Genomic DNA, 12,109 nt, shown 5'->3' on the forward strand with positions numbered 1-12,109 from the left:
TATCATTTCCCCCTTATTGTTTGGGCAGGACCGATACCCTGTGGCTTGGAACATTAAGCGAACGGGTGACGGCCTCTATAATCCATTTTTTGATTTGTATGTTATCGGCACCTTTTGCTACTACAAGGACACCGCTGACTTTAGGCTTTTTCGTTTCTTTCACTATGGGAACTTCCTTATCTCCGTTATTGACAATGACGATTTCTTCTTCCTGTGATTTATCTTCTATCGACCGCTTTCCGCCTTCTTTATCTTCTTCATCGGTGGATTGCAGCTTGGTCGATTCATTCTTCTCATACACTTTCGATTCAGTCGCTTCCACATTGACTACCACATACACATCGCTTACCCCGACGATTTGATCAAGTGCTTCTTTCAACTGATTTTCGTATTGATCCTCATACCCCCTCATCGAACCGTCAGAGTCCTTTTGGCCAGCTCCAAACGCCTCGACATCATGGGTTCCTCCATCCACGGGCTTCGCGACCTCGATGCCCTTATCACTGCTCCACAGATCACTAATCAGCATAAAAGCGACACCAACTAGCAGTACGATGAGAAAATAATGCAGCCTTTTGCCTTTTTTTACACTGGGAGGAGAATTCGCATCTTCCTTTGACAACCATTGCTTCAATAGATTCAGCGGACCTTTATTAAAGTTCATTTCCTACCCCAGTCCCCCCTTCAACGGTAATGATTATTTTGTCTGGTGTAAGATTCCATTGTTTGGCAAGTAAGGAGGCCAATCGGGACGTATCTTCTTCTGATGTTTTCATTCTCGCTTCAGACCCCGTATCGATTTCAACGTTCTGGACCGTCTCAATCGTGCTGTCTGTTTCACTTTCTTTGTCTTTCATTAAGACTGCTACCTTTGAAATACTATCAGGAACATTTTTCAGATCATCTGCTTGTACGGTTATCTTCTCAATGACCTTACCGTGTTCATCCATCAGCTCCTTTTCTGCTTGTTGTTTCATTTGGACAGCCATCTGTTCTAAAATATATGCATGTTGCGAGGCTTGTATTTCTTTTTTCTTCATTTCTATTACATTTTCCACAGAATTATTCTCAGAAGTTCCATTAAAATCAATTGAATTCATCACTTCGTCAAAATCGGTGGACATTAATTTGAACAGCGGAGTGAGGATGATGGTGATCAGTAGTAAGCCCGTCACGATCTTGGCATATTTTTGCATGTTGGAGCTTGGAAGAAGCATGTCGATGACGGTGGCTAATAGGACAAAGATAATGATATTCGTAATCCAATCGGTTAGAAATGACATGACGACTTCTTCCTCCCTATCGCATCATCATCGTGATATTGCCTGCTGCAATAATGACCGTAAGACTCAAGAAAAACATGAATGACACAATGGCCAGTGCGGCAAATACATAGATTACACTCTTCGCGATCGTATCGAGACAATCAATGACCGGTCCCCCACCCAGTGGTTGAAGAAGGGCCGCGGCCAATTTATATATGAAAGCGATCATGAGGATCTTGATGGCAGGAAAGGCGGCAATGATCAGTACGATGGCGACCCCCGCTATCCCCACTGTATTCTTAAGAAGGACCGATGCGCTGATCACTGTATCAGTGGCATCCGTGAACATTCTTCCGATGACGGGGACAAAGTTCCCTGTCACAAATTTCGCCGTTCGGATCGTAATCCCATCCGTCACGGCTGCGGTTGCCCCCTGCACGGAAATCACACCGAGAAAGACCGTCATGAATGCCCCCAGGAGTCCGATACTCCAGGTCCTTAGAAGCTGAGCCAGCTGTGTCACTTTGTAGTGAACGGAAAGGGTGCTCACGATGCTCAGGAGGGCGGAAAGGAATAAGAGAGGCAGCACGATATTCTGAATAAGTAAGCCACTTGTATTCATGAGAAATATAATCACAGGGTGAAAGAATGCTGCCGAAACCACACCCCCTGAAGCAGCAATCAAGGCGAGCAGCAGGGGAATGAGGGCGATGATGAAATGAACCATGGTTGAGATGGCCTCCCTGGTGTAGTCGATCGCCACATGAAAGCTGTTCAGGGCAATGATGATCAGCACCATGAAGATGATGCTGTACGCCACCTTACTGACACTCCCCCCCTCGAAAGAATTCTGAAGGGATTGGAGAAACATGCTGAAAATTGTGAGAAGAATCAGGGTCCCTAACAATTTCCCATTCATCACAAGCTCTTGAAAGGCGAACTTGAAAATGCCGCTGAACCACACCTTGAATGAAAATTCTTTTTCCCCTTTCATGAAATCGATCAGACTGCCTTTTTGACTTTCAGGAAGAAACCCGCCGTACTGATCCACGATGTCATTCCAATATCCTGTTAATTCTTCAATTCCTAATCGGTCCAGCTGGGTATTGATCATTTCCTGCTGAATGGCAGGATCGGGATCGGGAGATGCATTCCGTTCTCCCTCTTCTGCTTGTCCACTTGAGGTGCTTATCATAAATAAGACGAGTGCCGTGACGATAATCCGATATAGCTGCAACATTTTTTCCACCTCATAACGTTTCGCTTATCCAGTTGGAATCATATTGATAATTGTTTCGATCATCACTGTAAGGATGGGAACAGCCATTGCCAATATTAATATTTTTCCGGCCAGTTCTACTTTTGCTGCAAGGGCCCCCTGCCCGGCATCTTTCGTAATGTGAGAAGCGAATTCCGCTATGTAGGCGATGCCGATGATTTTTAAGATGGTTTCCACATACACCATGTTCACGTTTGCGTTGGCAGCAAGTTTTTCAATCATATGGATGATAGAGTAGATCTGATCAATTAGAAATAGAAAAATCGTACAGCCAGTAAATACAATGAGCAGAAAAGCAAAATTCGGTTTCTGTTCTTTAACAATTAACGCGAGAAAGGTCGCAACCAATGCAATGCCTACAATTTGAATGATTTCAATCGTCGACGCCCCCTCTATCCCTGATATAAGAAGACCGACTTAATCTTCTGGAACAAATCATCAACAATCGATGCCACCATGAACAATATATAAATGAATCCGAACAACGTGACCCACTGGGCATATTCTTTTTTTCCGACCTGGTCTAGAATCGTGTGTAAAAAGGCGACCACTATCCCTACCCCTGCAATCTTGAATATAATATCTACATCAATTCCCATCGTAATTTCCCTCCTGGTTTCTGTATGCTCATCCCCCGTCCGGGAGAGGCAAGTCAAAGCAATAGGATGATCAGCAGCAATCCCGATAGAAAGCCTAAACTCTTCGTCATCTTTTCATATTTCCTCTGTTTCTCTACAGCTTCCGTTTCTTCCCTTTCCAGATGCTTTAGAGCAAGCTGGATATGTTTTTGTTGAGTCATCATATCGTGTCTGCCCAGGTTTTCCCCGAATTGCTTGAGGATTTCATATTCACCTGACTTGAAAGCCGTTAATTTCCAAATATCATTAAGGCTCTCTTCCCATGCTTTCTTAACGGAAATTTCCTGCTCAGTCAATTTCTTAGAAAACGTTTCAAAAAACCAGGAAACAGGCTTTTGCAGCTGTTTGGAAATTTTTCTGGTTGCTTCATGCAAAGGGGTATGACTGTAAGTGATCTCAGCTTCCAAAGACTGAAGCGCCACTTTCAGCAATCGAAGCTGCCGGGGACGTTCCGTCAAATATTTCGAAGCTTCGAATCCTGCCCAGGAAGTGGATAAGAGAATAAATACAGCACCAATCAATTTGATCATTTATGTCACACTCACTTTTTTGAGAAGAGATTGACCGTATTGGTCCCACACTTCATGAACCTGACCGGGTTCATCCCCTCTCCTTAGTTCAACAAAACGCTCGATCGTTTGGAGACCCACTATGTCCTTAATCACCGGTCTTTTTCTCACTTCTTGCAGTGTTGCTCCATGAGTCGTCATGATCAGGGTGATTCCGGCATTCACTGCTTCCTGGATGGATTGACCATCTTCTTTCCGCCCGATTTCATCGACGATCAGGACATCCGGGCTCATGGAACGAATCAGCATCATCATGCCTTCCGCCTTTGGACACGCATCCAGCACGTCCACCCTCGGCCCAAACAACAGCTGAGGGATTCCATTCACACAGCCGGCAATCTCAGAACGTTCATCGACGATTCCCACTTTATAAGGGGGAATCTTTTTTTCTGGTATACCTGTGGAAATCATCCTGGCAAGATCCCTGAGGAGCGTCGTTTTTCCGGTCTGAGGTGAGCCGATCAACATCGTATGCTTCCAGCCTTCGTCGTAAACATAAGGAAAAACTGACTGTGAAATACCGATCTTTTCTCTGGCAATACGGATATTAAAGGAAGAGAGACAGCGAATCCCTTTTACGAGGCCTCCTTCGAGTATCACTTTCCCGGCAAGACCTACACGATGACCACCTTCAATGGTGATATAACCCCTCTTCAATTCTTCTTCCAATGTATAAAATGAATGGTGCGATAATTTGTTAATGAGCTGTTCACTATCATCCTCAGTCACGATATAGGAAAGAAAATACGGTTTCCCTCGTGCCGTGACTTCCAATACACGGTTGGTTCGGATCCTTATTTCCTCAATCCGGTCAATCAAATCTTGTGGAAGAGTCAGGACTTTTTCAGAAATAGTGCTGGGTAGTAAGGCTAGAACTTCTTGCATTTGGAATACCTCCTAATCTTGTTCCACTTCAGGCTGAATGAAAAAGGGAATCCTTCCTCGTACATGCTTCCCGATAATACAATGTATTCTAGTGAAATAAGATTATGACAGTGGAGGTGCAAGATTTCTTGTGGACGTGGATTGGAATGGAGTGAAACGGATGAAGAGTTGAGAGCGGGCATGCCAAGAGACATAAAAAAAAGCCTGAACAGGAGTATTCCCGTTCAGGCTTTACAATCATTTAACCACGTGATACGTAAGATCCATCCGTTGTATTGATGATTAATGTATCCCCTTCATTTACGAAGAATGGTACGTTAACCACCAGTCCCGTTTCTACCGTTGCAGGTTTTGAACCACCGGAAGCCGTGTCGCCTTTGATTCCCGGTTCAGTTTCCGTCACTTTCAGTTCAACTGAGTTCGGAAGCTCTACCCCAAGGGTTTCTCCTCTGTACATCATGATGGATACTTCCATGTTTTCTTTCAAATATTTCAATTCATATTCGATGGAAGAAGCAGGAAGCTCGATTTGATCGTAGCTTTCATTATCCATAAATACATGCATGTCCCCATTTGCATACAGGTATTGCATTTTGCGGTTATCGATTTGTGCTTTTCCTACTTTTTCACCTGCACGGAATGTTTTCTCCTGTATGGCTCCTGTGCGAAGGTTACGGAGTTTAGAGCGGACGAAAGCTGCCCCTTTACCGGGTTTAACGTGCTGGAAATCGATTACTCGCCAAATGCCATTGTCGACTTCAATCGTTAAGCCTGTACGAAAATCATTTACTGAAATCATGTTTATTCCTCCTATTGTCTAGTAGGCCTTGTTCAGGACTAAAATGGTAGAATGATTAGATCTTTTGTTGAGTGTGTCAGTGTTTCATTGGAATCTTCCGTAATGAGTGTATCATCCTCGATACGCACGCCGCCAACACCCGGTACATAGACACCTGGTTCAACTGTAACAATCATTCCAGGCTCAAGAACCACATCAGAGCGTGTGGATAGTCCTGGTCCCTCGTGTACTTCGAGACCAATCCCATGTCCTAATGTATGGCCGAAGTACTCACCATAACCTTTTGCTGTTATGTAATCGCGTGCGATGGCATCCGCTTCTCTACCAGTCATGCCCGGCTTGATTTGTTCCATCGCAAGAAGCTGTGATTGAAGGACCACATCGTAAATCTCTTTCAATTTCCCGCTTGGTTCTCCTACAGATAAAGTGCGTGTCATATCAGAGCAATATCCTTTATAGTAAGCACCATAATCCAATGTTACAAAATCACCTTTTTCAATGACTTTATCACTGGCAACCCCATGAGGAAGGGCAGAACGATTACCTGAAGCTACGATGGTATCAAACGATGATGACGTCGCTCCTGCTTTTCTCATGAAGAATTCTAATTCGTTGGAAACTTCTAACTCTGTCACACCCGGTTTGATAAAGTCTAATATATGCTTAAATGCTGCATCGGCAATATCAGCCGCATCCTTAATTATATTAAGCTCTTCAGGTGTCTTAATCAAGCGTAACTTTTCCACTAAGCCTGATACAGGAACCATTTCCGCTTCCACTGCATCCCGGTAGCTTTCGTATGCGCTGTAAGTCATGTCGTTCTTTTCAAAACCCAGTTTTTGTATGCCCAGGTTTTTAGCCTGTTTCGCTACTTCTTCATGAATCGGTCCCGTGTGCTTAACGATTTCATAATCAGCCGCTTGTTCTGCCGCTTGCTCTATGTATCTGAAATCTGTAATGAACAGGGCTTTCTCATTTGAAATCAGCACGACACCGGATGAACCCGTAAAATTTGTCATGTAGCGGCGATTATAAGGACTCGTCAATAAAATTCCATCAAGTTCATTTTCTGAAAAGGTTTCACGTAATCGACTAATTTTCATTGTCATCCACTCCCTTAATATTTTTTATAATGGCTTCTAAGGCTAAGTTATAGCCAAATAGTCCGAATCCGACTATCTGCCCAATGGTTTCAGCGGCAATCACTGACTGATGCCTAAAGTCTTCCCGGGCATGAATATTGGATATATGCACTTCCACCACAGGAACGGATATGGATGCCACAGCGTCTCTAATGGCATAACTGTAATGGGTGAATGCACCGGGGTTCATGATGATCCCACCGTAACCTTCATCCTCCGCATTGTGGATGATATCAATCATTTCCCCTTCGTGATTGGACTGGGCTGAAACCAACTGGAACCCTTCTCCTTCTGCCTGCGTTCTTACGTTTTCCTCTAATTGAGACAGTGTGACTTGGCCGTAAATTTCAGGTTCACGCTTCCCTAACCTGTTTAAATTCGGACCATTTAGCAGTAAGATTTTCACCATATGTAAACTCCTAAGAAAAAAGAATGTTCATCATGAACATTCTAACATAAACCTTTTACCTATACCTACATAATTGTCTGATAAATAGGATTTCCTAATGAGATACTTCCCCGGACTTTTCCTTATTCTCCTGGTGTCTTAATTCATTTTCTTCATACGAAATCGAGTAACCTATAAATACCCCATAAAGAACATAAATACAAAGAGTAGTGATTAATGTATGATAATCAATCGTTGTAAAGGATTTGATGCTTGGGAAAAGTGGATTCAAAACCAGGAAAAAAGCCAGGTAAAGGACAATCCCGTAACCTGCGCCTACCCACATTGACTTGAATTTCCTTAGAACCCCATAATAGATAAGGGCTACACCGATCGAGATGAGACCGTAGGCAATGATGGATAACACGACCCCAATCCATTTATCCACCCAGTTCCCTACTGCCCAAGGTTCGAATATAATATTAGGTTCAATCTTCGTAAAAGAAAAGAAATAGCAAATGTATGCAATGGAACTCCAGAACATCCCCCCGATAAAACCAGTGACTACGACCATGGCCGTAAAGGAAAGAGGTTTTTCACTCTGATTCTGTTCTAAGTTAGGATTTTCTTTGCTTTCTTCCGTGCCGTTTTGGACTTTTTCATGTTGACCTTTTTGTTCTGCCATCTGAAACACCTCCATTCGTAGTATGTCCCATAGAATGAAACATTTGCATATAATTGAGGATATTTCATTGAAAATGGAGGCAGTATTTCACCGATTGACATAGTGAGGAGACCTCTCTCTAGTGCTTTTCTTCATTTTTTAGTAAAATAGATATTATCTTTCGAAACTTCAGAATAAAGATGCGTTTATAACACTATAAAAAATCAATTTATACGGTTAAAGAACACACAAATGGTCTAGAATAATAGTATAGATATCATTTATGATGGATAGTCATGTAAGGAGGTGGCTTTGTTGAACGCTCGTAATATCCTTGTTTTCACTCTTATATTATTGGCTACGATCGGGCTCGGAACTTCCCTGTTCGGAAATCCTTTAGGACTTGCAAGAAAACTGCTCGTGACAGCAGCCGTCATCGGAATCATCTACTTAATTTACCGAAGATGGTTCAGTGGAAGAAGCGCTGGTAATAGCAACGAACAGAGAGCGTTTGTTAAAGCAGCCAAACAATCAAAGAAGCGGCATAAGAGGAAATCTGCAAGTAAGCCTCAAGTATCCAATGTTTCAAAAAAACGACCGATACGAAAAAAATCCAATGCTAAACTGACTGTAATTGAAGGGAAAAAGAATAAAAAAAACAATCGAGCCTCTTTTTAGGAGCTCGATTGTTTTTTTAATAGGGCCATTTTTGCAGGAAGCTTTCAGCCTTGGATTTTCCATATTGAATGAGTTCCAGTTTCCTTTCCGGAGTCAGTTCGAACTCCGTGGTCAGCACTCCTTCAGTGGGGATAAAAATGATATTCTTTTCAAGCTTCCTTGAAATATATCTTGAATCATGGGCATCTTTCATTGTCGTAAAGAGGGCACCGTATAAATCAATGGCATTCTTGATTTGTTTTTTCGGTTTACCTATGAAGTCATGACTCAGCTTGACTCCGATAACAGGTCTTATCTTTTTCACATTCTCCCTGTCAAACAGCCACATCGGGAAATTACTGAGCACCCCTCCATCTACCATGTAACTGACCCCTTCCAAAGAACGCAATTTCACCGGTTCAAAAAAATAAGGAAGGCTCGCGCTCATCCGGATCGCCCTTGCAACAGGGAAGGTTTCTTTCGCGACCCCATACTTATCGAGGTCATCCGGAAGGACCAACAACCGGCCATTAGATAAATCGGATGCTATGACACGAAGGGAATGAGGAGGTAAATCCGCAAACGTATAAATCCCCCTCGCCTTCAGCTTTTCTTCCAGCCAGTTTTCAAGTGCCACCCCTTTATATAACCCTAAACGATAGTAGATACGAAACCACTTGAGAATGGGAAGAGGAATGATTGCGTTTGAGTCCAACAGCTTATGGAAATCCACATCGTCCATTATATCGAGCAGTTCCCGGCTTGAGTATCCTGCCGCAATAAAAGCGGCAATCACGGCTCCTGCACTTGTGCCCGCCAGTCTCTTGAACGTATACCCTTTTTCCTCTATAGCCTGATATGCTCCAATCAGGGCGAGACCCTTTATGCCTCCACCTGAAAATACCCCGTCAATGTCCAAAGGCTCCACTCCTCTTAGGTGTATTACTACATCTTTAATTCACCTTGAAGGAATTTAGACTAAAAAAATAAGAAGGGAACCAGTCCCCTCTTACCCATTTCCTTAATTATAGTCCACACTTCAGCTGTGCGCCGCAGTTTGTACAAGTATTGCACCCACCCATATCTTTTACCGTCCCTTTACGGCAGACAGGGCATGTATTCCCCACTTCAGAACCGATGGTCACGTCCGTTGAACGTACATCCTGGATCGTATCCAGTAATACAATCGGCTTTTTGGATGTAGGAATGTCATGTTGAACTTGTTCCTCTTCATCGTCAAAGCTGTTTTCTTCCGCTTTAAGGGTAAGGACCTGTGAATCACGGCTTCCGTCGACGTACACCGTCCCTCCCTTGGCGCCACCTTTATAAAGACGCTCATATACTTTTTCCACTTGTTCAACCGTATAACCACGCGGGGCATTGACGGTTTTAGAAATGGAGCTGTCGATCCAGTTCTGGATGACACACTGCACATCAGCGTGCGCTTGAGGTGCCAGGCTCATGGAAGAAACGAACCATCCCGGGAGATTGTCAGCATCGGCATCGGGATTTCTCTTCAAGTAATCCTCTACAATATCCGCTTTCACTTCAATGAATTTACCGAGGCGACCGCTACGGTAATACGTAAAGGAGAAGTAAGGTTCTAGACCCGTTGAAACACCGACCATCGTACCGGTCGAGCCCGTTGGAGCGACGGTTAACAAGTGGGAGTTTCGAATACCGTATTGTTCAATGTCTTTACGCACATCTTCAGGCATTTTCTTCATGAAACCTGTATTGACAAAGGCTTTTCGTAAGGCTTTCGTTTCTTCATCCGTGCTTCCAGTGAGGAATGGGAAGCTCCCTTTTTCCTTCGATAATTCAACGGATGCACGATAAGCCGTTGTAGCAATAACTTCAAACACTTCATCCACGAGCTTATTGCCTTCTTCTGAACCATATTCTTTTTCACAATAGATCAGGAGATCGGCAAGACCCATTACGCCAAGACCGACTCGTCTCTCACCGAGTGCCTGCTTCTTATTTTCATCCAGGAAGTATGGTGTCGCATCGATGACATTGTCCTGCATGCGGACACCGACTTTTACCGTGCGCTTCAATTTCTCGAAATCAACGGTTTTCGTCTCTTTATCAGCGAACTGAGCAAGGTTGACAGCAGCCAGGTTACACACGGAATATGGAGCAAGAGGCTGCTCTCCGCATGGGTTCGTGGCCACTACCTTTTGACCGTATGCTTTTGCATTCGTCATATCATTGGCGTTATCGATAAAGAAAATTCCAGGCTCAGCAGAGTATGTTGCACACACATTGATCAGGTTCCAAAGCTCTTTTGCCTCGATCTTGCGGTAAGTACGAACTTTGTAACCAAGCTTTTCCCACTCGCGGACATCGCCTATGTTGTGCCATTCTTCATTATAGTATTTCATTTGCTCTTCATTGTAGCTCTCCACATCAGGAAAGCGCAGCTCATATTCCCGGTCGTTCTCCACCGCTTCCATAAAGTCGCTTGTCAGGCACACAGAGATATTCGCACCTGTCAGGAATTCTGAATTATGGACGCTGTATGTTCCCCCAGTGCGGAGCTTTTCTTCTGCATTCTTAAGGATCTTTGCATCAAATCCACCGTAACCCGGGATATGTCTGTAGTTCAGGATTCCTTGATACATCGCTTCCTCTTGTTCAGTCAACGGAGTGAATTTCAACTTATCCTGAGCGGCTTTTTTAATCGTTTCATCTTCTGTGTTCTCCAGAAGGTAGCGCAGGATACGCGGGTTTTGCATTTTAGAAATAATAAATTCGATAATATCGGGATGCCAATCTGAAAGCATGATCATTTGAGCCCCACGTCTTGAACCGCCCTGCTCAACCAGATGAGTCAATTTCGCAATATCGTCCAGCCATGAAACGGAACCGGATGATTTGCCGTTCACACCTTTTGCCAGGGTATTGCGTGGACGAAGGGTCGACCCGTTCGTTCCGACTCCGCCACCGCGGCTCATGATTTCCATGACCTGCTTGCGGTGTTCTGAAATGCCTTCACGGGAATCCTGTACGAAAGGCATCACGTAACAGTTGAAGTACGTTACATCCGTTCCTGCTCCCGCTCCATAAAGTACACGCCCTGCTGGAACAAAATGCAGGTTCACTAATTCATGATAGAATTTTTCAAACCATACTTGTCTCTTTTCAGGAGTTTCTTCCACTTCTGCCAAGCCTGTTGCGTTACGCTTCGCGATTTGTTCATAATAGACCTCCAGTGGTTTCTCAATAACATCAAGTGTTCTTGAGACGACCCCCGTTTCCATTTCCTCCGGTTTGTCGATGGCGCTTCTGTATTCTTCTTCGATCCAGACAGATGCTTTTTTCGTTTCCCAATCGATTCCAGTGATGTAACCTAGCCCTCTAGCTGGAAATTTAGGATCTTCCTTAATGGTAAGGACCACAAAGTCACCTTCAGAAAGGGTGATTTTTTCCGTGTCTTTGAAAGAATAACGATCGATCATGACCAGACGGGATACACCTTTGTGTGTTGTTTTCATATCAGGGGTGATGGGATGTACTAGAGGGAACAATCCAATATCCTTGTTTAATCTTTCGGTGTTTAAATTCATCGTATTTTTCGACGCAACAGTCATAAAGACAACTCCTTCTATCTCAAATGTTTCAATTTATGTTATTTCGCTGATGACTAATATCAAATATTAAGATATCACAGCCATTCTGGAAAAGCAATAAATAAACACAACATATTGTGTACGAAAAATTATTCGACACACCATATATTGTGTTTCAGGTCAACAGGTCATTTGTTTGTCAAACGGATAATAAGCCAATAAAAATAGAAAACGGGAGAAAATAATAG

At 43.5% G+C, this 12,109-nt stretch carries 14 protein-coding genes; 1 reads left to right on the forward strand and 13 read right to left on the reverse strand.

Going from position 1 to position 12,109, the window contains the following annotated elements; genetic code table 11:
- Positions 1 to 13: 13 nt before the first annotated feature.
- The 11 genes from spoIIIAG to JI667_RS02010 form a co-directional block, all read right to left on the reverse strand.
- Positions 14 to 664 carry a stage III sporulation protein AG gene (spoIIIAG, locus tag JI667_RS01960; RefSeq protein WP_206849748.1) on the reverse strand — a complete coding sequence of 217 codons (651 nt, stop codon included), beginning with the start codon at positions 662 to 664 and terminating at the stop codon, positions 14 to 16.
- Positions 654 to 1,283 carry a stage III sporulation protein AF gene (spoIIIAF, locus tag JI667_RS01965; RefSeq protein WP_206849756.1) on the reverse strand — a complete coding sequence of 210 codons (630 nt, stop codon included), beginning with the start codon at positions 1,281 to 1,283 and terminating at the stop codon, positions 654 to 656. Before spoIIIAF ends, spoIIIAG begins: the two co-directional genes overlap by 11 nt.
- 16 nt (positions 1,284 to 1,299) lie before the next feature.
- Positions 1,300 to 2,505 carry a stage III sporulation protein AE gene (gene spoIIIAE / locus JI667_RS01970; RefSeq protein WP_206849774.1) on the reverse strand — a complete coding sequence of 402 codons (1,206 nt, stop codon included), beginning with the start codon at positions 2,503 to 2,505 and terminating at the stop codon, positions 1,300 to 1,302.
- A gap of 24 nt (positions 2,506 to 2,529) precedes the next feature.
- Positions 2,530 to 2,922 carry a stage III sporulation protein AD gene (gene spoIIIAD / locus JI667_RS01975; RefSeq protein WP_206850505.1) on the reverse strand — a complete coding sequence of 131 codons (393 nt, stop codon included), beginning with the start codon at positions 2,920 to 2,922 and terminating at the stop codon, positions 2,530 to 2,532.
- 14 nt (positions 2,923 to 2,936) lie between these two features.
- On the reverse strand, positions 2,937 to 3,143 hold the full coding sequence (gene spoIIIAC, locus JI667_RS01980; protein WP_034758004.1) for a stage III sporulation protein AC: 207 nt from the start codon (positions 3,141 to 3,143) through the stop codon (positions 2,937 to 2,939).
- Between the two features lie 53 nt (positions 3,144 to 3,196).
- The gene (gene spoIIIAB, locus JI667_RS01985) at positions 3,197 to 3,712 is read right to left on the reverse strand and encodes a stage III sporulation protein SpoIIIAB (protein WP_206849776.1); all 516 of its coding nucleotides are present in this window, start codon (positions 3,710 to 3,712) and stop codon (positions 3,197 to 3,199) included.
- Positions 3,713 to 4,636 (reverse strand): stage III sporulation protein AA, encoded by a 924-nt coding sequence (gene spoIIIAA, locus JI667_RS01990; protein ID WP_206849778.1) that lies wholly within the window; start codon positions 4,634 to 4,636, stop codon positions 3,713 to 3,715. It lies immediately after the preceding gene.
- Between the two features lie 241 nt (positions 4,637 to 4,877).
- Positions 4,878 to 5,435, reverse strand: a complete 558-nt coding sequence (gene efp, locus JI667_RS01995; RefSeq protein WP_206849780.1) for an elongation factor P — start codon at positions 5,433 to 5,435, stop codon at positions 4,878 to 4,880.
- A gap of 38 nt (positions 5,436 to 5,473) precedes the next feature.
- Positions 5,474 to 6,538, reverse strand: a complete 1,065-nt coding sequence (locus JI667_RS02000; protein ID WP_206849783.1) for a M24 family metallopeptidase — start codon at positions 6,536 to 6,538, stop codon at positions 5,474 to 5,476.
- Complete coding sequence (gene aroQ / locus JI667_RS02005) at positions 6,528 to 6,986, reverse strand: type II 3-dehydroquinate dehydratase (RefSeq protein WP_206849784.1); 459 nt, start codon at positions 6,984 to 6,986, stop codon at positions 6,528 to 6,530. Before aroQ ends, JI667_RS02000 begins: the two co-directional genes overlap by 11 nt.
- Before the next feature lie 94 nt (positions 6,987 to 7,080).
- The gene (locus tag JI667_RS02010; RefSeq protein WP_206849786.1) at positions 7,081 to 7,650 is read right to left on the reverse strand and encodes a YqhR family membrane protein; all 570 of its coding nucleotides are present in this window, start codon (positions 7,648 to 7,650) and stop codon (positions 7,081 to 7,083) included.
- A 294-nt stretch (positions 7,651 to 7,944) separates the two neighbouring features.
- Between JI667_RS02010 and JI667_RS02015 the strand changes: the two genes are divergently transcribed.
- Positions 7,945 to 8,307: an SA1362 family protein gene (locus JI667_RS02015; protein WP_206849787.1), complete on the forward strand. Its 363-nt coding sequence runs from the start codon at positions 7,945 to 7,947 to the stop codon at positions 8,305 to 8,307.
- A 16-nt stretch (positions 8,308 to 8,323) separates the two neighbouring features.
- Here the strand turns inward: JI667_RS02015 and JI667_RS02020 are convergent, their stop codons facing one another.
- Positions 8,324 to 9,205: a patatin-like phospholipase family protein gene (locus JI667_RS02020; RefSeq protein WP_206849788.1), complete on the reverse strand. Its 882-nt coding sequence runs from the start codon at positions 9,203 to 9,205 to the stop codon at positions 8,324 to 8,326.
- A gap of 106 nt (positions 9,206 to 9,311) precedes the next feature.
- Entirely contained in the window at positions 9,312 to 11,882 is a 2,571-nt protein-coding gene (locus JI667_RS02025) for a vitamin B12-dependent ribonucleotide reductase (RefSeq protein WP_206849790.1), read from the reverse strand.
- Positions 11,883 to 12,109 lie beyond the last annotated feature (227 nt).

Origin of the sequence: Bacillus sp. NTK074B, from assembly GCF_017303375.1 — a bacterium.
GTDB lineage: Bacteria > Bacillota > Bacilli > Bacillales > Bacillaceae_B > Rossellomorea.